General features: G+C 63.8%; 25 protein-coding genes. 7 read left to right on the forward strand and 18 right to left on the reverse strand.

Annotated features, from left to right (window positions below; genetic code table 11):
* Positions 1-14: 14 nt before the first annotated feature.
* Both TGR7_RS14390 and TGR7_RS14395 read right to left on the reverse strand, forming a co-directional pair.
* A complete protein-coding gene (locus TGR7_RS14390) occupies positions 15-461 on the reverse strand; it encodes a type II toxin-antitoxin system YhaV family toxin (RefSeq protein WP_425358070.1) in 447 nt (148 codons plus the stop codon).
* A 17-nt stretch (positions 462-478) separates the two neighbouring features.
* The gene (locus TGR7_RS14395) at positions 479-796 is read right to left on the reverse strand and encodes a type II toxin-antitoxin system PrlF family antitoxin (RefSeq protein ID WP_012639405.1); all 318 of its coding nucleotides are present in this window, start codon (positions 794-796) and stop codon (positions 479-481) included.
* A gap of 352 nt (positions 797-1148) precedes the next feature.
* On the opposite strand from TGR7_RS14395, the gene TGR7_RS14400 reads away from it, so the two are divergent.
* From TGR7_RS14400 to mobH, 3 genes are all read left to right on the forward strand, one after another.
* On the forward strand, positions 1149-1907 hold the full coding sequence (locus TGR7_RS14400; RefSeq protein ID WP_012639406.1) for a type IV toxin-antitoxin system AbiEi family antitoxin domain-containing protein: 759 nt from the start codon (positions 1149-1151) through the stop codon (positions 1905-1907).
* Complete coding sequence (locus tag TGR7_RS14405; RefSeq protein WP_012639407.1) at positions 1900-2820, forward strand: nucleotidyl transferase AbiEii/AbiGii toxin family protein; 921 nt, start codon at positions 1900-1902, stop codon at positions 2818-2820. Before TGR7_RS14400 ends, TGR7_RS14405 begins: the two co-directional genes overlap by 8 nt.
* 203 nt (positions 2821-3023) lie before the next feature.
* Positions 3024-4871, forward strand: a complete 1848-nt coding sequence (gene mobH, locus TGR7_RS14410) for a MobH family relaxase (protein WP_012639408.1) — start codon at positions 3024-3026, stop codon at positions 4869-4871.
* Positions 4872-4889: 18 nt separating this feature from the next.
* Here mobH and TGR7_RS14415 read toward each other — a convergent pair whose 3' ends face one another.
* Positions 4890-5195: a helix-turn-helix domain-containing protein gene (locus TGR7_RS14415; protein WP_012639409.1), complete on the reverse strand. Its 306-nt coding sequence runs from the start codon at positions 5193-5195 to the stop codon at positions 4890-4892.
* A 94-nt stretch (positions 5196-5289) separates the two neighbouring features.
* Here TGR7_RS14415 and TGR7_RS14420 point away from each other — a divergent pair, with 94 nt between their 5' ends.
* A complete protein-coding gene (locus TGR7_RS14420) occupies positions 5290-5916 on the forward strand; it encodes a substrate-binding domain-containing protein (RefSeq protein ID WP_012639410.1) in 627 nt (208 codons plus the stop codon).
* A gap of 25 nt (positions 5917-5941) precedes the next feature.
* Here the strand turns inward: TGR7_RS14420 and TGR7_RS14425 are convergent, their stop codons facing one another.
* The 5 genes from TGR7_RS14425 to rpe form a co-directional block, all read right to left on the reverse strand.
* Positions 5942-7210 carry a tyrosine-type recombinase/integrase gene (locus TGR7_RS14425; RefSeq protein WP_012639411.1) on the reverse strand — a complete coding sequence of 423 codons (1269 nt, stop codon included), beginning with the start codon at positions 7208-7210 and terminating at the stop codon, positions 5942-5944.
* A 259-nt stretch (positions 7211-7469) separates the two neighbouring features.
* On the reverse strand, positions 7470-7847 hold the full coding sequence (locus tag TGR7_RS14430) for a GxxExxY protein (RefSeq protein ID WP_148211512.1): 378 nt from the start codon (positions 7845-7847) through the stop codon (positions 7470-7472).
* Between the two features lie 62 nt (positions 7848-7909).
* Entirely contained in the window at positions 7910-9379 is a 1470-nt protein-coding gene (gene trpE, locus TGR7_RS14435; protein WP_012639413.1) for an anthranilate synthase component I, read from the reverse strand.
* 89 nt (positions 9380-9468) lie between these two features.
* Positions 9469-10149 carry a phosphoglycolate phosphatase gene (locus TGR7_RS14440; protein ID WP_012639414.1) on the reverse strand — a complete coding sequence of 227 codons (681 nt, stop codon included), beginning with the start codon at positions 10147-10149 and terminating at the stop codon, positions 9469-9471.
* A 13-nt stretch (positions 10150-10162) separates the two neighbouring features.
* A complete protein-coding gene (rpe, locus tag TGR7_RS14445) occupies positions 10163-10852 on the reverse strand; it encodes a ribulose-phosphate 3-epimerase (RefSeq protein ID WP_012639415.1) in 690 nt (229 codons plus the stop codon).
* Positions 10853-11226: 374 nt separating this feature from the next.
* Here rpe and TGR7_RS14450 point away from each other — a divergent pair, with 374 nt between their 5' ends.
* Positions 11227-11688 (forward strand): CopD family protein, encoded by a 462-nt coding sequence (locus TGR7_RS14450; RefSeq protein ID WP_012639416.1) that lies wholly within the window; start codon positions 11227-11229, stop codon positions 11686-11688.
* 739 nt (positions 11689-12427) lie between these two features.
* Here the strand turns inward: TGR7_RS14450 and TGR7_RS14455 are convergent.
* From TGR7_RS14455 to purE, 5 genes are all read right to left on the reverse strand, one after another.
* Positions 12428-12739, reverse strand: coding sequence for a c-type cytochrome (locus TGR7_RS14455; protein WP_012639417.1), 312 nt, complete (start codon positions 12737-12739; stop codon positions 12428-12430).
* A gap of 202 nt (positions 12740-12941) precedes the next feature.
* The gene (locus TGR7_RS14460; RefSeq protein WP_012639418.1) at positions 12942-13607 is read right to left on the reverse strand and encodes an energy-coupling factor ABC transporter permease; all 666 of its coding nucleotides are present in this window, start codon (positions 13605-13607) and stop codon (positions 12942-12944) included.
* Between the two features lie 63 nt (positions 13608-13670).
* Positions 13671-14258 (reverse strand): class I SAM-dependent methyltransferase, encoded by a 588-nt coding sequence (locus tag TGR7_RS14465; protein ID WP_012639419.1) that lies wholly within the window; start codon positions 14256-14258, stop codon positions 13671-13673.
* Between the two features lie 85 nt (positions 14259-14343).
* Positions 14344-15465 carry a 5-(carboxyamino)imidazole ribonucleotide synthase gene (locus TGR7_RS14470; RefSeq protein WP_012639420.1) on the reverse strand — a complete coding sequence of 374 codons (1122 nt, stop codon included), beginning with the start codon at positions 15463-15465 and terminating at the stop codon, positions 14344-14346.
* Positions 15462-15962: a 5-(carboxyamino)imidazole ribonucleotide mutase gene (gene purE, locus TGR7_RS14475; protein ID WP_012639421.1), complete on the reverse strand. Its 501-nt coding sequence runs from the start codon at positions 15960-15962 to the stop codon at positions 15462-15464. The genes TGR7_RS14470 and purE overlap by 4 nt, the downstream gene beginning before the upstream one ends.
* Before the next feature lie 200 nt (positions 15963-16162).
* On the opposite strand from purE, the gene TGR7_RS14480 reads away from it, so the two are divergent.
* Positions 16163-17053, forward strand: coding sequence for a phosphoribosylaminoimidazolesuccinocarboxamide synthase (locus TGR7_RS14480; protein WP_012639422.1), 891 nt, complete (start codon positions 16163-16165; stop codon positions 17051-17053).
* A 108-nt stretch (positions 17054-17161) separates the two neighbouring features.
* On the forward strand, positions 17162-17842 hold the full coding sequence (gene bioD / locus TGR7_RS14485; RefSeq protein WP_012639423.1) for a dethiobiotin synthase: 681 nt from the start codon (positions 17162-17164) through the stop codon (positions 17840-17842).
* Between the two features lie 315 nt (positions 17843-18157).
* Here the strand turns inward: bioD and TGR7_RS14490 are convergent, their stop codons facing one another.
* The 5 genes from TGR7_RS14490 to gap form a co-directional block, all read right to left on the reverse strand.
* Positions 18158-18559, reverse strand: a complete 402-nt coding sequence (locus TGR7_RS14490; RefSeq protein WP_012639424.1) for a CPCC family cysteine-rich protein — start codon at positions 18557-18559, stop codon at positions 18158-18160.
* A gap of 293 nt (positions 18560-18852) precedes the next feature.
* A complete protein-coding gene (fba, locus tag TGR7_RS14495) occupies positions 18853-19917 on the reverse strand; it encodes a class II fructose-bisphosphate aldolase (protein WP_012639425.1) in 1065 nt (354 codons plus the stop codon).
* Between the two features lie 89 nt (positions 19918-20006).
* Positions 20007-21449, reverse strand: coding sequence for a pyruvate kinase (pyk, locus tag TGR7_RS14500; protein ID WP_012639426.1), 1443 nt, complete (start codon positions 21447-21449; stop codon positions 20007-20009).
* A 66-nt stretch (positions 21450-21515) separates the two neighbouring features.
* Entirely contained in the window at positions 21516-22694 is a 1179-nt protein-coding gene (locus TGR7_RS14505; RefSeq protein WP_012639427.1) for a phosphoglycerate kinase, read from the reverse strand.
* Between the two features lie 215 nt (positions 22695-22909).
* Positions 22910-23908 carry a type I glyceraldehyde-3-phosphate dehydrogenase gene (gene gap / locus TGR7_RS14510; RefSeq protein WP_012639428.1) on the reverse strand — a complete coding sequence of 333 codons (999 nt, stop codon included), beginning with the start codon at positions 23906-23908 and terminating at the stop codon, positions 22910-22912.
* Positions 23909-23963: the final 55 nt, after the last annotated feature.

Below are 23963 nucleotides of genomic sequence, written 5' to 3' on the forward strand. Positions count from 1 at the left end.
CTCATGCGGAGGATTTATCGCTTCTCCTGTGTAGACCAATCAGACCGGCTCGCGGCAACCAGGCTGTCCCAATCGTCCGGCGGATTTCCTCGTTCGAGCATCTTCTCGAACATGGCGTAGGGGTCGGACTTGCTGCCCGCCGAGCGCAGCGTCTGCTCATCGTTGACCCAGGCAAACACGATGGTCTTCGCTTTGGAGTCGTAGCGAAAGAACAGGCGAAACCGCCGTCCGACCTTCGCGCGCCGCCAGTGCCGATGGGCTGGCCCGAGGGTATTGCCCTGGCGGTATTCGTCCCGTGCCGGATCGCTCGGCACCGTCTCCAGGATCAATTGGCTCAACGCATGAAACAGCTTGACGTTGGCGTTGCGCTCGAAGCCCTTTGGATCATTGCGCTCGGCGCGTCCGGCCGCCGCGTGCAGCTTCTGAAGCTGCTCCACGATGCACTCATGGAACAGCAGCACCCATCCGTGACGCTGTATCAAAGTGCCACTTCTCCCTCGATGTCTTCATCGAGGTCCGAGGCGTGGCCCACGTTGGCGAGCATGGTCTGGGCGAGTTCCACCGGCAGCGCTCCGACGTTCCTGCCGCTGCGGATGTCCGCTTCCAGCAGGCCCAGGAAAGCGCCGATCGCCGGGTCTTCGTGCTCGGCCTCGGCGCGAGTGACGACGACTTCGCCACCACGCAGCTCGAAGGCCACCTTGCCGCCGGTGGTCACACCCAGCGCCTGCCGGATGGACTTGGGCAACGTGATCTGCCCCTTGGACGTGAGTGTGGCGAGTTCGTGGATGCCGGGCATGGTTGGGCTCCTGTCTTTGATCCTCATGCCTCGATGGTAAGGAAATTTCCTTACCTTGTCAATCCAGGAATCCTTTGGTGCGTCGTGCTGCATAAGCTGTGCTCCATCCCACTGCGGAAAGGCCCATCGTAAGCAGGACACAGGCTGCCTTCCGCTTTCAAAGCGGCATGGGCCAGAACCCGTTTGTCTGTGGCTGGATACCCATGGTTGCCCTATACACGGCTGGGAAGGGCAGACAGCAGCTCGTCGCCTTGATTAGATATTGAGCCAAAAATAAAACATGATGTTATTTTCAATGCGTTTTTCATGCGGAGCGCTTCTGATTGATTGGATTCTGTGCTATTTTTCGTACATGAACGGAAATCCTAGACATCAGGTAATCAAGCGTCTGCAGGCGGAGCTACCCCGTGGAGCGCCGTTCGACCTTGCCACCCTGAACCAGTTCGGGGTGTCGCCCCAACTCGCCGCCCACTACGCCGATGGGGGTTGGCTCGTGCGCCTGGCTCAGGGCATCTATGCCTTTCCGAACGATGACTTCGGGGTCTACGGTGCCCTGAAGTTCCTGCAACAGCGCGTGCCCGGCCTGCATGTCGGCGGCAAGAGCGCCCTGGCCCTGCAAGGCGTGCAGCACAACCTGGGCGGCCGGGACACCCTGGTGCTGTGGGGCGATAGCCGCTTCACGTTGCCGCGATGGTTCACCTCACGATTTCCGGCCCGCTATGTCCATGCTCGTCTGTTCGATTGGCCGGACACGCCACTGGCCAACAAGACCCTGATCACGCCGCCGGGCCTGCCCGCCCCCCTGCGGGTGGCGGTTCCCGAGCGCGCCGTGCTGGAACTGCTGTACGAGGTCGGCGTCAAGCAAAGCCTCGAAGAAGCACGGAATCTCTTCGATGGGCTGCGCTCACCCCGCAAGGAGTTGCTCGGGCAACTGCTGTCCTGCTGCACCAGTGTGAAGGCCGTGCGCCTGTTTCTCACCTGGGCGCGCGAGACGGGGCTGGTGGAGGTCGATGCCCTGCTGGAACAGTACCCGGTTCGCACCGGCAGCGCCGCGCGCTGGATGGGCCGACTCGATGACGGCAGCCTGTTGAGTCTGAGACCTCATGGATAAGACCTACGCGGACACCGTTCGCCTGCTGCTGGCCATCGTGCCCGACGTGTTCGCCAACGACATCTTTGCGATGAAAGGCGGCACGGCGATCAATCTCGTCGTGCAGGACATGCCGCGTCTGTCGGTGGACATCGACGTGGTGTACCTCCCGTGGCAAACACCGCGCGACGAAGCGCTGCAAGCCATCAACCAGGAGTTGGCCGCCATCGCCACGCGCGTTGCCTCGCTCGGCGTACAGACACGCCTGGTTCGCAGCAAGGATCTGGGGGATACCAAGCTGATCGTCGAGAACGAGAGCAGCCAGGTGAAGATAGAGGTCAACGTGGTGTTTCGCGGCACCGTGCTGCCCGCCGAACGACGCTCGCTGAGCGCCAAGACCAGCGACCTGTTCGGCGTCGAACTGGAGGTGCCGATCCTGGCGCCGAACGAGTTGTACGCCGGCAAGCTGGTGGCCGCGCTGGACCGGCAGCATCCGCGTGACCTGTTCGACGTGTGGCAGCTCTACGAATCGGGCGGCATCAGCAACGGCATGGTCGAATGCTTCGTGGTCTACCTGGCGGGGCACAACCGGCCGACCCATGAGGTGCTGTTCGGCAACGACAAGAACATCGCTGGCGAGTACGAGCGGGCCTTTGTCGGCATGACCGAAGTGGAATGCTCCCTGGAGACGCTGCTGGAAGCCCGCGTCCGGTTACGGCACGAATTGCCTGGGCGGTTGAGCGCGCAGCACAAGCAATTCCTGAGCGGATTGACGCGCGCACAGCCCGATTGGTCCCTGCTGCAATGCCAGCACGCCGCGCAACTGCCGGCGCTGCGCTGGAAACTCAGCAATCTCGAAACTTTCCGCAAGCGTCGCCCGGAAGACTTCACAGCCCAAGCCGATGCACTCGACGCCGGCCTGGGCCAAGCCTGACAACGCTTCAGCAACGTTCCCCGCTTGCCGGGATTGCCCCATACCGCATTGATCGTGGCGCCCACGAGGTAACGGCCATATACCCAAAGGCTTCCATAAAGGCCAAAGGGCTGGGAAGGGGCAAGGGAACGGGGTCAAGGGGAAAGGCCCTACCCGGAAAAGGCCAAAAGGCTCTCCCGCCAGTCCGTCACTCGGGTGTCGTCATGTTCTCGCTGTTCCAACGCAAAAGGGTGCCAACCGCCGGCGCACCGTCCACCGCCTCCATAGCGATGCCCCAAGGGCTAACCAGGCCGGAGTCGGCCGCCTCGCTGCTGGCGACGCCGCGCCGGCGGAAGCTGCTGGAACACATCTGGCAACGGACCTCGCTGTCGCGCAAGCAATTCGCCGCGCTGTACCTGACGCCCTTGGAGCGCTACGCCGAACTGGTGCAGCAGTTCCCCGCCTCCGAGAGTCACCATCACGCCTATCCGGGCGGCATGCTGGATCACGGCCTGGAGATCGTGGCCTACGCATTGAAGCTGCGACAGTCACATCTGCTGCCCGCTGGCGTGACGCCGGAAGCGCAGGCGGCCCAGGCCGAGGCCTGGACTGCGGGCACCGCTTACGCAGCCCTGCTGCACGACATCGGCAAGATCGCCGTCGATCTGCATGTCGAATATGCCGATGGCACTCTCTGGCATCCCTGGCATGGTCCGTTGCAGCGGCCGTATCGCTTCCGCTACCGCAAGGACCGCGAGTATCGGCTGCACAGTGCCGCCACCGGACTGCTGTACATCCGGCTGCTGGACCGCGAGATTCTCGACTGGCTCAACGGCTTCTCCGATCTGTGGGCTTCGCTGCTGTACGTCCTGGCCGGCCAGTACGAGCACGCCGGCACGCTTGGCGAGCTGGTCGTGCAGGCCGACCAAGCTTCGGTCGCCCACGAACTCGGCGGCGATCCGAACAAAGCGCTGGCCGCACCCAAGCACGCGCTGCAACGCAAGCTGCTCGACGGCCTGCGCTATCTGCTCAAGGAGGAATTCAAACTGAACCAGCCCCAGGCTTCGGACGGCTGGCTGACCCAGGACGCACTCTGGCTGGTGAGCAAGACCGTCTCCGACAAGCTGCGGGCACATCTGCTATCGCAGGGCATTGATGGCATTCCAGCCAGCAACACGGCGGTGTTCAACGTGCTTCAGGACCATGGTATCGCCCTGGCCACGCCGGACGGCAAGGCGATCTGGAAAGCCTCCGTCACGAGCGATGCCGGCTGGTCGCACAGCTTCACCTTCCTGAAACTGTCCCCCGCGATGATTTGGGAAGCGTCCGACCGGCCGGCAGCCTTCGCGGGCACCGTGCAGGTGGAGCCGGAAGGGTCGGCGGCACAGACACCCGCACCCGAGGCCATCGACGTGGAAACAGGGGAATCCGCCCCGGCGACTACCGAGTCCGCCACACCAACGACCGCCGACAGCAGCGTCGAGGAACTGCTGGAACTGCTCGATTCGTCTCCCGCGTCCACTGCTACGGCCATGCCGCTTCAGCCCCTCGCTGAGAAGCCCACGCCGTTGCCGGACCACAAGCCCGCCGACACCACGCCGGTCCAAGCAGTACACCAAGACGACGCCAATCCATCCGGTGCTCATTTTCTCGCGTGGCTGCGTCAGAGCATCCAGACGCGCAAGCTCATCATCAACGACGCCAAGGCGCTGGTACATACCGTGGCCGGCACGGCGTATCTCGTCAGTCCCGGCGTGTTCCAGCGCTACGCGCAGGAGCACCCGCAGATCACCGCCCTGGCCAAGCAGGACAAGCTACCGGAATGGCAGTGGGTACAGAAGCGGTTCGAGAAGCTGGGCCTGCACCGCAAGCAGGCCAGCGGGCTGAACATCTGGAATTGCGAAGTGACGGGGCCTCGCAAGTCCAGGCGGCTGCACGGATACCTGCTGACCAGCCCCGATACGCTGTTCCATGAGATACCCCCGAACAATCCTTACCTGCGCCTCGCCAACGCAGAGGCACAGCGCGACGACTCGGCGTTTCATGCCAAGAACGATGACGAGCAGGAATAGGATGCGACGCCGGCGCCCTCAGTTGCCGCGCTTGGGCGGGTCCGATTCGGCCAGCTTGGCCTCCATCGCAGCCATCAGGTGGGCAGAGCTGCACTTCAGGGCGCGGGCGATCTTGAGGATCAGAGGAAGCGTGGGAATGTGCTCGCCCCGCTCGATCTTGCCCATGTGCGACCGCTCGATTCCGGCCAGGTGGGCGAGCGTTTCCTGCGCGATCCCCTGGTCCGTTCTTTCCTCCCGCACCACTGCCCCAAACGCGATCGCTGGTTCCGCTTCGTATGTTGTTGTCCCGGCTGGTCGGCCGCGTTGAATCGATCGCTTTTGCATTGCCAAAAGCGTCGATCAGGGCCACGATATAAACCACGTTAAACTTAACTCATTCGATTAAGTTTCCATGCTTTAGCGCCTTCGGAAGTTGCACGTGAGATCGATCGACGTCTCCACTGAAATCCGCCTGGCAGTCCTCGGCGATTGGGTTCCTCCCCAACTCGCCGACGTGCTCGCCATACAGCGCGCCGAAGAACCTGAAACCCTGGCAGTTCTGATCGACACAGCGGCCACCGGACAACAACAGGAACGACCTGGTGACGGCTTCGACTTCGCGTTGTCCGCCACCCACCGGGAGTGGCCTGGCTGGGTCTGCGAACCGCTGTGGCACGACACCCTGGCCGTCGCCGTGGCAAAGCGATCCCACTTGCTGGCCTACCGGGAAGTACCCTGCCAGGAAGCGCTCAAACAGCCGCTGATCTACGCGCGATCAACGGCCGAAGAGTCGTGGCGCACGCTCGCACAGAGCGCATTCAAGAACGAATTGCGGGACCGCGAAGCAGCCGTCAGTACGTTCGAGGTCGCCATGACCCTGGTCGCAGCGGGGTACGGAATCGCCGTGGCCCCATCCACGAGACTTGCCGGGTATCGATGCCAGGGCATCGCCCTGCGGCCGCTGGCGAGCGCACCGATGATCGTGACCGCCTACCTGGTTAGACCCGACGTTGCCCTGACGGAGCCTCAAGAGGGCTTTCTTCGACGCGCCCGCTCAATGTCCTGAGCAGCCTCTCAGCCCGGCACGCGCCTCACTCCCGCTCGATGACCCGCAGCAAGGCCCTGCGCCGTTTCGACAGCGGCCCGAAGGTTGCCATGACCTCGTTCATCGAATCGCCACGAGCCATCGCATCGAGGATGTCCGCCCAATCCTGCATGATGATCTTCCGCGATGCGATGTACTTGGTGTGATCGTAGGGTGCGCGCGACGAATCTTTCTTCCGCTTCGAGTGGGCCAGTTGCAGGTCAACCCGGTTCTCGGGGTAGCTCAACAAGCCGAGCAGCGTGGTCGCTGTTGAGCGGAAGCCGTGCGAAGAAAACTGTCCACCGTAGCCCATGCGCTCCAACACCTTGTTGAGCGTCGTAGCCGACATAACCGTTCCCGGCTTCCTGAAGCCGGGAAACAGCACCTTCCCTCCGCCTGTCAGCGTGTGCAGTTCTTTCAACAGCACGATGGCCTGCTTCGAGAGCGGAACGATGTGAGGGTCGCGCATCTTCATGCGCCCCGCAGGAACCGTCCACATCGCACTGTCCAGATCGAACTCGGACCAGTGCGCCTTGCGCAGTTCGGCCGTGCGGACATAAGTGAGGGCCATCAATCGCAGTGCAATGACAGTGACCCGGTAACCTGCATCATCCACACGGCTCAAGAACTTCGGGATCTCTTGCCACGGTAGCGGTGGATGGTGTCGAACTCGGGGGCGCTTGACCGACCGTTTCAGCAGCGCCGTCGGATCACTGTCGCAAAGCTCTTCACCCGCCGCGTATGCGAAGATTTGGCTGCACAATTGCCTGATCAGGATCGCAACGGTGGGAGCGCCGCGCTCCGCAACATCCTTAATGACGGGGCGCAGGTGAGCAGTCCGGATTGAGCTGACCGGCAGCTTGCCCACTTTGGGAAAAACATCGTTCTCCAAAGTGCGCTTGACTTGATCGGCGTAACCCTCGCTCCACTGCACGTTGCTCGCCATCCATCTGCGAGCCACTGGCTCAAAGGTGTTCTCGTTCTTTTCAAGCTGAGTGGAGATGTTGACTCTCTTCTCCACCACGGGGTGTACGCCCTTCTTGACGAGTTCCCGCGCGCGATCCCGCTCGGTCCGCGCCGCCTCCAGTGAGACCTGGGGGTACTTGCCGATCGCGTAGATGGCAGGCTTTCCGCCAAGCCGATAGCGGTAGCGCCACAACTTGCTTCCGCTGGGCGTGACGTACAGAAATAGACTACCCCCGTCCTTGAGCCAGTACGGTTCTTTTTGGGAAGGAATGGTCTCGACCTTCCTGGCCGAGAGCAGGTTCATGGCCATGTGTGTATATCACCTCTCTTGAGGCCCTATATACACAGAAATATACACACTTGCAGCAGATTGGTCTAGCCTTCACCAGACCATCAAGGAAGTCACATCAATACAAATCAACAACTTACACCTTCTCCATGGAACACGGTGGAGCTTGATGGATGCTAATCGTAGTTATCGATCATGAGGATCATGGGTGTGTTCTCATCGAGGACGAATTCCTGCAATTAACGCAGAGATCGCAAAGACGCAGAGGCCGCAAAGACGATCAGAGATTGTTAACCACTCGCTTGATACCGGTCTTGAGGACACGAGTATTGAAGTTGATCAGCAAACCAAGCTTACGGTTAGCCAGCCTCAAATATGTCAGCAACTGCATTGCATGCAGAGGCATGAGTTGTTCAACAGATTTCAGCTCAATCAATACACTGTTCTCGACGAGCAAATCGATCCGATAGGCGCAACCAACCACTTCGTTCCTGTATCTGAGGGCCAAGGGCACTTCAGTTTCAAAAGTCATCCCACGATGTCTGAGCTCCTCACATAGACATTGGTGGTATGCCGACTCCAGGAGTCCTGGCCCCAGTACACGGTGCACTTCAATCGCGGCACCAATGCAGATGCGGGCAATATCGTTCTCGTGCATTGGCATTCCTTTGCGCCCTCTGCGTCTTTGCGTCCTTTGCGTTGATCAGCAATAGCTGAATATTACTTCAACCCCGCCTCCGCCATGGCCACTGCGCGGAACACGGCGCGGCCCTTGTTCATGGTCTCGGCCCATTCGTTGTCGGGCACGGAGTCGTAGACGATGCCGGCGCCGGCCTGGATGTGCAGCTGGCCGTCCTTGATGACGGCGGTGCGGATGGCAATCGCCGTGTCCATGTTGCCGGCCCAGGAGAGGTAGCCCACGGCGCCGGCGTAGATGCCGCGCTTGACCGGCTCCAGCTCGTCGATGATCTCCATGGCGCGAATCTTGGGCGCGCCACTCACGGTGCCGGCCGGGAAGGTGGCGCGCAGCACGTCCATGGCACGCATGCCCTGCTTCAGGTGGCCGGTGACATTGGAGACGATGTGCATCACGTGGGAGTAGCGCTCCACCACCATCTGCTCGGTCACCTTCACGCTGCCGGTCTCGCTGACACGACCCGCATCGTTGCGCCCCAGGTCGATGAGCATGAGGTGCTCTGCGCGCTCCTTGGGATCGGCCAGCAGTTCCGCCTCCAGGTGCAGGTCCTCGTCCTCGGTGGCGCCCCGGGGACGCGTGCCGGCAATGGGGCGCACGGTGACCACGTCGTCCTCCAGGCGCACCAGGATCTCCGGCGATGAACCCACCACGTGGTGATCCTCCAGGTCCAGGAAGAACATGTAGGGCGAGGGGTTCAGCCCGCGCAGGGCGCGATAGAGATTGAGTGGCGGCGCGGCGAAGGGGATGGACAGGCGCTGGGAGAGCACCACCTGCATCACGTCACCTTCGACGATGTAGTCCTTGCAGCGGGCCACCGCGGCCTTGAAGCCCTCCTCGGTGAAACCGGAGATGAAGTCCGATTCGCTGACCTTGCGGGTGTCGCCGGATGCCTCCGGAATGGCGGAAGGTTCACGCAGGCGCCGCTGCAGCTCGTCCAGACGCGCCTCGGCGGCGGCCAGGCCGGTGTCGGGGCGGGCGTGCACCACCAGGTACAGACGCCCGGCCAGGTTGTCGTAGACCACCACCTCGTCGGAGACCATGAGCAGGATGTCCGGCACGCCCAGGGGATCGGGCTTATCGGCACCGGCCAGGCGCGGCTCGATGTAGCGGATGGTGTCGTAGCCGAAGTAGCCGACCAGGCCGCCGGTGAAACGGGGCAGGCCTTCGATCTCGGGCACCCGATGACGGGTCTGGAAGTCCTCCACCCAGGCGAGCGGATCGTCCACCTCCAGGTCCTCCGCCACATGGTCGCCCTCCTCCACCGTCACCCGCCGGCCACGCACCTTGACCACGGTGCGCGCAGGCAGGCCCACAAAGGAATAGCGGCCCCACTTCTCACCGCCCTGCACGGATTCGAACAGGTAGGTGTAGGGCGCGGCGGCCAGCTTGAGGTAGACGCTCAGGGGGGTGTCGAGATCCGCGAGGACCTCGCGGACCAGGGGGATACGGTTGTATCCCTGGGCGATCAGATCATCGAATTGTTCGGGGCTCATGGGGCATTTCCGGGTGGTCACGGTGCACGGGGCGGGTCACTGTCACGTTCAGCCGCGCCATCGCCCATCGTGCGTCCGGAAGCCCAGGTTCATGCCGCGTCTTCCAGCAGCCCCTGGATCTGGTCCAGGCGGTCGATTACCGCGTCAGGGCTGTAGTTGCGGATGTCCTCGCCGTGGTTGTAGCCGTAGCTCACGCACACGATGGGGAAACCGGCGGCCCGGGCGGCCTTCACGTCGCTTCTGGAATCACCCACCATGAGGGACTCGGCAGGCGTGACACCCAGCTTCTCTGCGGCATGCAGGAGCGGCGCGGGATCGGGCTTTTTCACCGGCAGGGTATCGCCGCTGACCACCAGCTCGAAATCGCCCAGGATGCCCATGTCCCGCAGCAGCGGCAGGGTGAACTGCTCGGCCTTGTTGGTGACGCAGGCCAGGCGCAGGCCGGTGCGTTTGAGATAGTCGAGCCCCTCACGCACCCCCGGATACAGGCAGCTGCGCCCGGAGGTGTTGTCCTTGTACAGGCGCATGAACACCGGGAGGGCGCGCTGGAACTCCGACGGCTCCGGATCGCCGTCCACGGCGTTGATCAGCGCCCGCTGCACCAGGCGCTCCACGCCGTTGCCCACCCACTGGCGAACCGCGGCCTCGCCACGCTCCGGCAGGCCCAGCTCACGCATCATGGCGTCCACGCAGAAGGCCAGGTCCGGCACGCTGTCCACCAGCGTGCCGTCCAGGTCGATGAGCACCATCCTGGGTCGGGCTATGGGCATGGCAGCGGCGTCCTCAGGCCTTGGCCAGCTCGTCGCGCATCTGCTTGATGATGCTCTCGTAGTGGTGCGGGTCATCCTTGCTGGCGGCGCCGAAGATGGCAGAGCCGGCCACGAAGGTGTCGGCACCGGCGGCCTTGATCTCGCGGATGTTGTCCGCCTTCACGCCGCCGTCGATCTCCAGGCGGATGTCCAGGCCGGACTCGTCGATGCGCTTGCGCGCCTCGCGCAGCTTGTCCAGGGTGGCGGGGATGAACTTCTGGCCGCCGAAACCGGGGTTCACGGACATCAGCAGGATCATGTCCACCTTGTCCATCACGTAGTCCAGGTAGGACAGCGGGGTGGCCGGGTTGAACACCAGGCCCGCCTTGCAGCCTTCGCCCTTGATCAGCTGGAGGGTGCGGTCGATGTGCTCGGAGGCCTCCGGGTGGAAGGTGATGTAGCTGGCGCCGGCCTTGGCGAAGTCCGGGATGATGCGGTCCACCGGCTTGACCATCAGGTGCACATCGATGGGCGCGGTCACGCCGTGCTTGCGCAGGGCCTCGCACACCAGCGGGCCGATGGTCAGATTGGGCACGTAGTGGTTGTCCATGACATCGAAATGCACGATATCGGCGCCGGAGGCCAGCACGTTGTCCACTTCCTCACCCAGACGGGCGAAATCGGCGGAAAGGATGGACGGGGCGATCAGATCGGGTTTTGCCATGGTTGCAATGCCTCTGGTGACGAGCCGGGCGGGCCGGCAAGTGAGTATCTGGGCGTGACGCAGGCTGGGCCGTAGCGCACGCGGAACTGCGCAATTTACCTGAATCGGGCGGAAAACTTAAGCCCTGGGGGCCGACCGTCGATAGGCCAATACGCCGCGGAGGTCAGGGGATGGCGCCAAAGGCTTTGACAGGATTGACATGATTAACAGGATTTAAAATCCATGGACAGGTTTGCTTTGTAAATCATGTTGATCATGTCAATCCTGTCCAGTCCTTGTCTTTCTCCCGCGCCTCTGCGGAAAATCAACCGCCTTGTTCATCACGCCAGCCCATGGTTTATGATGCAGGCCACAGAAAAATGAAGGAGTTAGCCATGTCCATCGCCATTACCCTGCACGTCCTCTCCGCCGTCATCTGGGTGGGCGGCATGTTCTTCGCCTACATGGCCCTGCGCCCCGTGGCCGCGAGTCTGCTCGAGCCCCCCATGCGCACCACCCTCTGGCGGGACACCTTCAACCGTTTCTTCCCCTGGGTGTGGGCGGCGGTGATCCTGCTGCTGGTGACCGGCTACTGGATGCTGTTCAAGAAGTTCGGCGGCATGGCCCATGCGCCCCTGTACGTGCACGTCATGAACGGCCTGGGTCTGGTGATGATGGCCATCTACCTGCACGTGTTCTTCGCCCCCTTCCGCCGCATGAAGCAGGCCATCAGCGCCCAGGACTGGCCCGAGGCCGGCCGCCGGCTGGGACAGATCCGCATGCTGATCGGGATCAATCTGATCATCGGACTGGTGGTGGTGGCGGTGGCTTCGGGTGGGGCTTATTTGATCGTTTGAGGCGGGCTAGCACATCAAAAGTCAAAGGCTTCCGATCCGGCTTGCAGCCGGCTCGGGTTACTTTCTTTGCTTGTCCAAAGAAAGTAACCAAAGAAAAGACACCCGGGTTTCTCGCCCCTGCGGGGTGCCCTGCGCGCGGGGGTGTTCCGGGGAGGTCGGCTGACAGGCCTTCCCTGGCCTGACAGCCGACGCGCCGCATCCCTGCGGCGCCCCTGGCGGGCTTTGACCCCGGAACACCCCCGTGCTCGGCGAGAAAAACGGGGGGGACGTCAAAGGCAGCAACCCTTTGACCTTCGGTGGGGTTGTGCTCTTTTGTAGGAGCCCCGACCCCGGGGCGAATTTCTCACCATTCGCCCCGGGGTCGGGGCTCCTACAAGGAAAACCCAAGGCAGACCGAAGCGGTGTTGACCTACCTCCCCCTTATGCCGCACCGAGTAGCGCAGGCTTCGAGGGAAAAAGCCCGAAGGGGCGTCGCAGGGATGCGGCGCGTCGCCTGCCAGGCCAGGGGCGAGGCGGATCAGGCGGAAGAACTTCCGCCCCGCCGAGCGGGCGCACATGGACGTGCGCCCTGGACTTTCTGTCGAAGCAGGATTGCGTAGACAGAAAGGCCTGTCAGGCGACCCCCTCGAAGCCGAGCAACGCAGGGATCGGAAGCCTTTGACTTAAACACCCCAAATAAAACACCCACCCACAAAAAAGCCGCCCGAAGGCGGCTTTTCTGCTGGCCAGAACCGAAACCTCAGAGGGTCTCGATGTAGGCAGCCAGGTTGGCGATGTCCTCGTCGGACAGGCCCTTGGCCTGGGGAGCCATCAGCGGGGTGTTGGGGCCCACGGTCTCACCGGCGCGGTACTTCTTCAGCAGATCAGCGGTGTCAGCGGCAGGCTTTCCGGCCAGCTTGGGGAAGATGGCCTGGCCCTGGCCCTGGGCGCCGTGGCAGCTGATGCAGGTGGCGAACTTGGCCTTGCCGGCCTCCACGTCCGCAGCCTGGGCAGCGCCGGCCATGGCCAGGGAAGCAGCAAGGGCAACACCCATCAGAGCAAACTTCTTCATGTGCAACACTCCTCCAGTTAAGGATCTAGATTGTCAGCTGGTCCCGCCCATGGCGACCCCGACCAACAAAACCCGGCGATTATCCGGGATGCTCGGGACCAAGTAAACGCCACCATGCCTGAACGAAAGCTGAACCGATCAGAAACCCGATGACATAACCCAAATGATGCGCCCGCTCAGGGACTTATTCCACCGGGCCGGCTCAGCGCCCCCGAATATAGCGCTCGTCGGACCAGCTGCACAGCCATTCGGGCTTGAGCATGACCATGGCGGTCACCAGGGTGCCGTTGAGGATCGCCTCGGGCAGCACCAGCAAGGGCAGGTAGATCAGGTATTCCCCGGTGATCTTCTCCAGGTCGTAGATCCCCAGGAACGACAGCAAGCCGCCCACCGCCAGCATGCTGGCCAGGATGGCCAGGGCGGCACCGGCAAAGGCGCAGACGTACAGGTAGATGAAGGGATGGGGCGGCAGCAGGCGCTCCACCAGGCGCAACAGGCCATGGCTGACCAGTACCGGCACCAGGCCCGAGAGCAGGAACACCAGGGGCAGGGAGGCCCAGTCCTGGGCGGTGAACAGGGCCACCAGGACCAGGGCGAGGGCCACGGCCAGCAGGGTGAACTGCCAGCCGAACATCAGGGTCAGGGTGGTCACCCCCAGGTAGTGCAGGGACAGGCCCGGGGAGATACCCGCGCTGAGGCTCCAGAGCACGGCAATACCGAGCACACTGCCCAGGAACAGGTGCAGCCGGCCGGGCTGGTAGAGCTGCCACCAGGGGGCGCCGGCCAGGGCCCGCCACATGACAAAGGCAAACAACAGGCCACTGCTCAGGAGGGTGCCGGTGGTGAAAAGCTGGGCGTCGAACAGCATGAAGGCAATCTGCACAGGTCAGGATGAAGATTTGACGCAGGACGGGGACGGTTCGTTCCCTGTCTACTCCCGCACGGCCAGGGCCACGGTGTAGTCCTTGCCCTGCTTGAGCTTGTCGTAGTTGCCGAACACCTCCTTGAAGCCCCGCTCGATGAAGCGGCGCAGGCCGGTGATGGTCACCACGTACAGGCGGCCGCCGGGATGCAGGTGCTCGAAGGCGTCGTAGAGATACAGATAGAGCATCTCCTTGCCCACCTTGGCCGGCAGGTTGGAGGTGATAACCTGGAAACGGCGATTCCCCACGGCGCTGAAGCCATTACTCAGGAAGGCCTCGGCGTTGCCGATGCCGTTGATGCGTGCGTTCTTGTTGCTGTAGTCCACGGCCACGAAGTCCTTGTCCACCAGGCAGGTTCGCCCCTTGGGCGCCAGGCGCGCCAGGGTCAGGCCAATGGGGCCGTAGCCGCAGCCCAGGTCCAGGCAGTCATCGGCCTCACCGACCTCCACGTGGTCCAGCAGCAGGCGCGTGCCGGCGTCGATGCCCCGGGGGGAGAACAGGCCCCAGGTGGTGTGGAAGGTGAGCGGCTGGCCGCACAGGGTGTCGCTGAAGACGATGTCCTCGCGCAGGCTGGCGATGTAGTCGGGGGAAGGCATAATTCAAAATTCAAGATTCAACATTCAAGGGCGGAAGGATCATACCACCCCTTGAATCTTGAATATTGAATCTTGAATTCGCCCTTCAAAGCGCCCCGAAGATCGCTTCGGCCTCGGAGATCACGCACTCCAGGTCATCGCCCAGCACGCAGAAGTGCCCCATCTTGCGCCCGGGCCGGGCCTCGGCCTTGCCGTAGAGATGCAGCTTGGCCGCGGGGTGGGCGAACAGGGCCGACCAGTCGGGCTCGCCATCGGTCCACAGGTCACCCAGCAGATTGACCATCACCACCGGGCTCAACAACCGCGTGTCGCCGAAGGGCAGGCCGCAGATGGCACGCACCTGTTGCTCGAACTGGGAGGTGACACAGGCGTCCAGGGTGTAGTGGCCGCTGTTGTGGGGGCGCGGCGCGATTTCGTTGACCAGCAGTTCGCCGGCGGTGGTGATGAAGAACTCCACCGCCATCAGGCCGCAGTAGTCGAGACCCTCGGCGATCCGATTCGCCGCCTCCCGGGCCGCGCGGGCCTGGGCCTCGGTGACCCGGGCGGGCACGATGCTCATGTGCAGGATGCCGTCCCGGTGGATGTTTTCGGCCACGGGATAACAGACGGTGGCGCCGTCCGTGCCCCGGGCCAGCACCACGGAGATCTCCATGGCCAGGTCCACCCGGTGCTCCAGCACGCAGGGCACCCCGCCCAGGGACTCGAAGGCCTGGCGGGCCGCCGCCGGGGCATCCACCGGGATCTGGCCCTTGCCGTCATAGCCGAAGGCGGCGCGCTTGAGGATCGCCGGTCCACCCACCCCGGCAAACGCGGCCTCGGCCTCGTCGGCGCTGGTCACCACCTCGAACGGCGCCGTGTTCAGCCCCAGGGAGCGGATGAAGGTCTTCTCGCGACCACGATCCTGGGTGTGCAGGAGCGAGCCGGCCGCCGGGCGCACCGGGACCTTGCGCGCCAGTGTCTCCAGGGTCTGGGCGGGAATGTTCTCGAACTCGGTGGTCACCACCGCGCAGCGGGCCGCCATCTGTTCCAGTGCCCAGGCATCGCCGTAGGCGGCATGCAGGTGTTCATCGGCCATGCGACCGGCGGGGCTGCCGCTATCCGGGTCCAGCACCAGCACCCGGTAGCCCAGGGTGCGGGCGGCCACGGTGAACATGCGGCCCAGCTGGCCGCCGCCCAGCATGCCGAGGGTCTGGCCGGGCAGGATCACGGGTTGGGCGGCAGCTGCATGGCGAGCACCTGCTCGGCCAGCTCGCGGCGGAAATCGGCCAGGCGCTCGGCCAGTTCGGCATCGTGGGTGGCCAGCATGGCCACGGCGAACAGGCCCGCGTTGGCGGCACCGGCTTCGCCGATGGCGAAGGTGGCCACCGGGATGCCCTTGGGCATCTGCACGATCGACAGCAGGGAATCCTGGCCCTGCAGATGGCGCGAGGGCACGGGCACCCCCAGCACCGGAATCGTGGTCTTGGCCGCCAGCATACCCGGCAGATGCGCGGCGCCGCCGGCGCCTGCGATGATGCACTTGAGCCCCCGCTCACGGGCGCTTTCGGCGTATTCGAACAGCAGGTCCGGCGTGCGGTGGGCGGAGACCACCCGGGCCTCGTGGGGCACACCGAAGGCCTTGAGCTGATCCACGGCATGGGCCATGACCGGCCAGTCGCTCTGACTGCCCATGACCACGCCGACGATGGGGGATTCGTTAGACATATTGGCGAAAAACCAGGGTGGACAATCGCCTAGGATAAACCAAATTTGAAGGGGGAAGGAGGAATTGGGAACTGCGAGGTCAGTACGAAGTGTGAATTGGGAAGTGGGAAGTAAGGCCTTTCAATCCCCAGTTCCCACTTCCCAATTCACACTTCGCACTTCAAAATGGCCGCGAAATCAAGCCAAGGTCGCCACAGCCGATGTCCCAGCCGCTCCTGCAAAGCCACCTGACCTCCCTCCCCCTGATCCACCGGGGCAAGGTCCGCGACCTCTACGCCGTGGGCGACGATCACCTGCTGATCGTCACCACCGACCGGGTGTCCGCCTTCGACGTGATCCTGCCCACGCCCATCCCAGGCAAGGGCGAGGTGCTGACGAAGATCTCCGAGTTCTGGTTTCGCAAGCTTGAGCATATCGTGCCCAACCAGCTGGCGGACATGAGCCTTGCCGAGGCAGTACCCGATGCCGCCGAACGCGCCCCCCTGGAGGGCCGCAGCCTGGTGGTCAAGCGCCTCAAGGCCCTGCCCATCGAAGCGGTGGTGCGCGGCTATCTCATCGGCTCCGGCTGGAAGGACTACCAGAAGACCGGCCAGGTGTGTGGCAACCCCCTTCCTGCGGGTCTGCAGCTGGCGGACAGGCTGCCGGAGCCCATCTACACCCCGTCCACCAAGGCGGCGGTGGGGGATCACGACGAAAACGTGGACTTCGACTACACCGCCGAGCTGGTGGGCCCGGAGCTGGCCGCCCAGGTGCGCCAGACGGCGCTCGCCCTGTACAAGGCCGCCGCCGAATATGCCCTGGCGCGGGGCATCATCATCGCAGACACCAAGTTCGAGTTCGGCCTGGACGACGAGGGTGTGCTGCACCTGATCGACGAGGCCCTGACCCCGGACTCCTCCCGCTTCTGGCCCGCCGACACCTACCGCCCCGGCATCAGCCCGCCCTCCTTCGACAAACAGTTCGTGCGCGATTACCTGGAGACCCTGGACTGGAACAAGCAGGCCCCGGGACCGGAACTGCCGCCGGACGTGGTGCAGAAGACCACCGAGAAATATCGCGAGGCGCTGCTGCGGCTTACGGGGGCAAGCTGATTCAAAATTCAAAATTCAAGATTCAAAATTCAAAGGGGGAACCACCGCGATGCGACAACCGATGCCCAGCCGACCAGCCGCCTTTTCCCTTTGAATTTTGAATTTTGAATGTCTCTAAACGGCTACTTTGTCACAGGCACGGACACCGGCATCGGCAAGACGGTCCTCTCCTGCGCGCTGATTCGGGCCCTGCGTGAAGGCGGACACACCGTCACACCGCGCAAGCCGGTGGAGTCCGGTTGCGAGGTCCGCGACGGACAGCTCTTCCCGGCCGACGGTACCGCCCTGCGCGAAGCGGCGGGCTCACCCTTCCCGAACCTGGACCGCGTCACCCCCTATCGTTTCTCCCACGCCCTCGCCCCCGACCGGGCCGCACGCCTCGTGGGTGCATCGCTGAATATTGAACAGCTGAGACAGGCCTGTCTCGCGGATGCGGATCAGGACGCCCTGCTGGTGGTGGAAGGCGCCGGGGGTTTCTATTCGCCGCTCGCCGAGGACGGCCTGAACGCCGATCTGGCCGAGGCCCTGGGACTGCCCGTGGTGCTGGTGGCGCCGGACCGGCTGGGGACCATGAACCACGTGCTGCTCACCGCCGAGGCCATCGCCCGGCGCGGCCTGCGTCTCGCGCTGGTGGTGCTGAACGAGGTTGAGACCGAACAGCCCGAGGGGATGGACAACCGGTCGGACCTGGCACGGCATCTCGACTGCCCGATCCTCGGCTTTCCGCGGGTGAAGCGGACGGGAGACGGCTGGGAAATCCTGGCCGGCTGGCTGCGCGACAGTGCGTAGCTGGAAAAGCCCTTCCTCTCACGGAGCCGTGGAGATCTTGAAATGGGTTTCTCTGCGTCTCTGCGTCTCTGCGAGAGGACGGGGGTTTTTCAGACGATCAAACCAAAGGCATGATGCTCTCGCGGAGGCGCAGGGGCGCGGGGAAAAGGCTTTTGATCAGAAATCCCCGTGGCTCCGTGCCGCCGTGAGCGGATCGCCTTGAGTGCAATGAAGTGTAGGTCGGGCTTCAGCCCGACAGCGCCGCTTCCAGGACGATCCACCGCGTCGGGCTGAAGCCCGACACACGGACGTAACAGCCCCTTCACTGGACCCCATTCAACCGGCCACGCGCCGCCAGTAGCGTTCGCTCCAGTAATAAAGCACCGTGGTGTCCAGCACCGGGTAGCTGTCGGCGTAGTCGATACCCCGGGCGGGTTGCTCGATATTGTCCCGCGCTGGATCCAGGGGGCGCCATTGGGTGTCCCGGGTCTCACCCACTGGTTTGCGCCCCATGCCCTCGTGGCGCCGCTCGGCGGCGCCGAACTCCCGGTAGTTCTGCTGCGCACGCTCCAGGGACACGGTGTTGGAACCGCCGGGCATGAGGGGAAATCGCAACTGCACCAGGTTGTCCTCCCAGCAGCAGATGGGACAGCGGTGATGGCTGCCCGGCTGCATGTCGAAGACCTGGTAGCCGCACACGGGGCAGGGAAACTTGGCCTCGCCGAATGAAATCATCATCACACACCTCCCGCATCCACCCACCCTGACGCCTTCATCAAGGGTAAGCCGAGGGCGCCGTTGCGACAACTTGAAATCAAGTGCCTTCAACGCTAAGGCGCAAAGACGCAGAGAACGCAAAAGAACAGGTTTTTATTCATCAAAACCTTTGCGCCCTTTGCGCCCTTTGCGTCTTTGCGCCTTTGCGTTGAAGGCTTTTCCACATCCCGCGCAAACAAAAAAGGCACAGGGGCGAACCCCTGTGCCTTTCAGTACGACCGGCGCGGGACCGAGGTCCCGCCCGGTGACGGGTCTTAGTTGACCTTGGGATCCAGCTCGCCGCTCTTGTAACGGGCGGTCATCTCCTCCAGGGAGAGGGCCTTGATCTTGGAGGCCATGCCGGCGCAACCGAAGGCCTCGTAGCGGGCCTTGCAGATGTCCTTCATGGCCACGGTGGAGGCCTTCAGGAACTTGCGGGGGTCGAACTCCTTGGGGTTGTCCGCCAGGAACTTGCGGATGGCGCCGGTGGAGGCCATGCGCAGATCGGTGTCGATGTTGACCTTGCGCACGCCGTGCTTGATGCCTTCCTGGATCTCTTCCACGGGCACGCCATAGGTCTGACCCATGTCGCCGCCGTAGTTGTTGATGATCTGCAGCCACTCCTGGGGCACAGAGGAGGAACCATGCATCACCAGGTGGGTGTTGGGGATGCGGGCGTGGATCTCCTTGATGCGGTTGATGGCCAGGATGTCGCCGGTGGGCGGACGGGTGAACTTGTAGGCGCCGTGGGAGGTGCCGATGGCGATGGCCAGGGCGTCCACGCCGGTCTTCTTGACGAAGTCCGCGGCCTCGTCCGGGTCGGTCAGCAGCTGGGAGTGGTCCAGCACGCCCTCGGCGCCGGAGCCGTCTTCCTCGCCGGCCATACCGGTTTCAAGGCTGCCCAGGCAGCCCAGCTCGCCTTCCACGGACACGCCCAGGGCGTGGGCCATCTCGGAGACCTTGCGGGTCACGTCCACGTTGTACTCGTAGGTGGCCGGGGTCTTCATGTCGGGCATCAGGGAGCCATCCATCATCACCGAGGTGAAGCCGGACTGGATGGAGCGGAAGCACACGGCGGGCTCGGAGCCATGGTCCTGGTGCAGCACGATGGGGATGTGCGGGTACTGCTCCACGGCGGCGATGATCAGGTGGCGCAGGAAGGGCTCGCCGGCGTACTTGCGGGCGCCCGCGGAGGCCTGGATGATCACCGGCGCATCCACCTCGTCGGCGGCCTGCATGACCGAGTGCACCTGCTCCATGTTGTTGGCGTTGAAGGCCGGCATGCCATAGCCGTGTTCGGCGGCATGATCCAGCAGCTGTCTCAGAGAAATCAGGGCCATACAGACCTCCTATTGCGTTTCGCTTGTGGTTTGGATTTCAGGACCAAACGGGTTGATGAGTATAGTAAATCGTCTCGCGGACAGACGCCTCACGCGCCACTCTCGATGAGCTCGCCTACCCGCACAATCTTCATGGCATTGGTGCCGCCCATGACCCCGGCCAGATCGCCCTTGGTGATGATCACCAGGTCGCCATCGGTCACGATACCCTCGCTGATGAGCAGATCCACCACCTGGCGGTTGGTCTCCGCGTGGCTGGTCTGCACCGCCTCGAAGGCCATCGGGTAAACGCCGCGGTAGAGGGTGAGTTTTCTACGCGTGTGCTCATGGCGCGTCAAGGCGTAGATGGGGATGCCGGAGCTGATGCGCGACATCCACAGGGCCGTTGACCCGGACTCGGTGAGCGCCGCGATGGCGCCCACATCCAGGTGGTTGGCGGTATACATGGTGGCCATGGCGATGGCCTCGTCCACCCGCTCGAAGCGGCTGTCCATGCGGTGGTGGGAGACCCGCGCGCTGCGCTGGCGCTCGGCGGCCTCGCAGATGCGCCCCATGGCGGCGACGGTCTTGACCGGGTAACGGCCGGTGGCGGTCTCGCCGGAGAGCATCACCGCGTCGGTACCGTCCAGCACCGCGTTGGCCACGTCGAATACCTCGGCGCGGGTGGGGATCTGGTTCAGGATCATGGACTCCATCATCTGGGTGGCGGTGATCACCACCCGGTTGAGGGTCCGGGCCCGCTGGATCAGGGTCTTCTGGACCCCGGGCAGTTCCGCGTCACCGATCTCCACGCCGAGATCGCCGCGGGCGATCATGATCACATCGGAGGCGAGGATGAGCTCGTCGATGGCATCCATGGCCTCGGCGCGCTCGATCTTCGAGCAAATGGCGCCGTGACCGCCGGCCTCGCGCAACAGCTCGCGGGCCAGGTGCACGTCGTCGGCGGTGCGGGGGAAGGACACCGCGAGGTAATCCACACCGAGCTCCGCGGCGAGACGGATGTCCTCGCGGTCCTTGGCGGTGATGGCGGGCGCGGACAGGCCGCCGCCCTGGCGGTTGATGCCCTTGTTGTTGGACAGCGTACCGCCCACCACCACCCGGGTGTGGATGGCAGGGCCGTCCACGCGATCCACGCTGAACACCAGGCGGCCGTCATCCAGCAGCAGGGTGTCACCGGCATGCACGTCGTTGGGCAGGTCCTTGTAGGTGAGGCCCACGCGCTCGCGGTTGCCCTCGTCATCGCCCAGGCTTGCGTCGAACACGAAGGCATCGCCCTCGTTCAGTTCCACCTCGCCTTGGGCGAAACGGGCGATGCGGATCTTGGGGCCCTGCAGGTCACCCAGGATGCCCACCACGCGGCCCATCTTGTCGGCGGCCTCGCGGATCATCTGCGCGCGGCGGCGGTGCTCGTCCGCCTTGCCGTGGGAGAAATTGATGCGCACCACGTCGACGCCGGCACTGACCAGCTTTTCCAGCACGGCAGGGCTGTCCGTGGCCGGGCCGAGGGTGGCAACGATCTTGGTTCTTCTCATCAGTAAGAAATCTCGGGTTGGCCGGGGCACCGGGGCGGCTGGCCCCGGCAACCCACGGCGCGGGGATCAGCCCTTGGCGCGCTCTTCGAGCATTGCCACGGCGGGCAGCTTCTTGCCTTCCAGGAATTCCAGGAAGGCGCCGCCGCCGGTGGAGATATAGGAGATGCGCGAGGCCAGACCATACTTGTCGATGGCGGCCAGGGTGTCACCGCCACCGGCGATGGAGAAGCCGTCGCTGTCGGCGATGGCCTCGCCCAGGGCCTTGGTGCCGGCGGCGAACTGGTCGAACTCGAACACGCCCACGGGGCCGTTCCAGACGATGGTACCGGCCTTCCTGAGCATGTCCGCGTAGGAGGCGGCGGTGTCGGGGCCCACGTCGAAGATCATGTCGTCGGCGGCGACCTCGGAGACCCGCTTGGTGCTGGCCGGGGTGGACTCCGAGAACTCCTTGCCGGTGACCACGTCGGTGGGCACGGGGATGTCACCGCCCTTGGCCTTGGCGGCGGCCATCAGGCGCTTGGCCTCGTCCACCAGGTCGGCCTCGTACAGGGACTTGCCCACGGGATGACCCTGGGCGGCGATGAAGGTGTTGGCGATGCCGCCACCCACGATCAGCTGGTCCACCACCTTGGACAGGGACTCCAGCACGGTGAGCTTGGTGGAGACCTTGGAACCGCCGACGATGGCCACCAGGGGACGCTTGGGGTTGTCCAGGGCCTTGCCCAGGGCCTCCAGCTCGGCGGCCAGCAGCGGGCCAGCGCAGGCCACGGGGGCATACTGGCCTGCCCCGTGGGTGGAGGCCTGGGCGCGGTGGGCGGTGCCGAAGGCATCCATCACGTAGACGTCGCACAGGGCGGCGTACTTGCGGGACAGGCCTTCCTCGTTCTTCTTTTCGCCCTTGTTGAAACGCACGTTCTCCAGCAGCACCACCTCGCCGTCGGCGACATCCACGCCGTCGAGGTAATCGCGCACCAGGCGCACTTCCTTGCCCAGCAGGCCGGACAGGTGCTCGGCCACGGGCTTGAGCGAATCCTCCTCGCTGAACACGCCCTCTTCAGGACGGCCCAGGTGGGACATGAGCATCACCTTGGCGCCCGCCTTCATGGCGTGCTCGATAGTGGGCAGGCTGGCGCGGATGCGGGCGTCGGAGGTGACCTTGCCGTCCTTGACGGGGACGTTGAGGTCTTCACGGATGAGCACGCGCTTACCGGCCAGATCCAGGTCGGTCATCTTGATGACGGACATGAGACAACTCCTATAAAGGCTGAATGAAAAGTCTGAAAGATGTTTGTTAAAACCGCGTGCACGGCGGAGCCGTGTCCCTCACCCCGACCCTCTCCCGCAAGCAGGCGAGGGGGAAAGGTGTCGCTTCGCGACATCCATGCCAATGGTCTTAACAAACAGCTCTCCGATCCATGAAGACCCCGGATGCCGCGCGCGGCATCCGGGGATCTGACTGCTTACTGGCCGATGTGCTTGACCACACGCAGCATGTTGCAGGTGTAGCCGTACTCGTTGTCGTACCAGGAGACCACCTTCACGAAGGTGGGATCCAGCTGGATGCCGGCCTCGGCATCGAAGATGGACGGCATGCTCACGCCGCGGAAGTCGGTGGAGACCACCTTCTCATCGGTGTAGCCCAGCACGCCCTTCAGGGGGCCTTCGGAGGCGGCCTTCATGGCCTTGCAGATATCCTCGTAGGAGGCTTCCTTGTTGAGCTCCACGGTCAGGTCCACCACGGACACGTCGGAGGTGGGCACGCGGAAGGCCATGCCGGTCAACTTGCCGTTCAGCTCGGGCAGCACCTTGCCCACGGCCTTGGCGGCGCCGGTGGAGGACGGGATGATGTTCTCCAGGATGCCGCGGCCACCGCGCCAGTCCTTGGCGGAAGGACCGTCCACGGTCTTCTGGGTGGCAGTGGCGGCGTGCACGGTGCTCATCAGGCCGCGCTTGATGCCGAAGCTGTCATTGAGCACCTTGGCCACGGGGGCCAGGCAGTTGGTGGTGCAGGAGGCGGCGGAGATGATGGCCTGACCCTTGTAGCTGTCGTGGTTCACGCCGTAGACGAACATGGGGGTGGCGTCCTTGGAGGGGGCGGACATCACCACCTTCTTGGCGCCGGCCTCGATGTGCTTGCTGGCCACGTCTTCGCTCAGGAAGAAGCCGGTGGATTCGATCACGATGTCGGCGCCGACCTCGTTCCACTTCAGGTTGGCGGGGTCGCGCTCGGCGGTCAGGCGGATCTTCTTGCCGTTCACCACCAGGTTGTTGCCCTCCACGGAGATCTCGCCGTTGAAGCGCCCATGCACGGAGTCGAACTTGAGCATGTAGGCCAGGTAATCCGGATCCAGCAGGTCGTTGATGGCAACCACCTCGATCTCGGGGAAGTCCTTGGCGATGGCGCGGAAGGCCATGCGGCCGATGCGGCCGAAACCGTTAATACCGACTTTGATCGTCATGTCTCACTCTCCTACTCGTCGTAGCGTGTAAAAAACCTGTTATCTGCGGCCCGCG

Source organism: Thioalkalivibrio sulfidiphilus HL-EbGr7, assembly GCF_000021985.1.
GTDB classification, from domain to species: Bacteria; Pseudomonadota; Gammaproteobacteria; order Ectothiorhodospirales; family Ectothiorhodospiraceae; genus Thioalkalivibrio_A; species Thioalkalivibrio_A sulfidiphilus.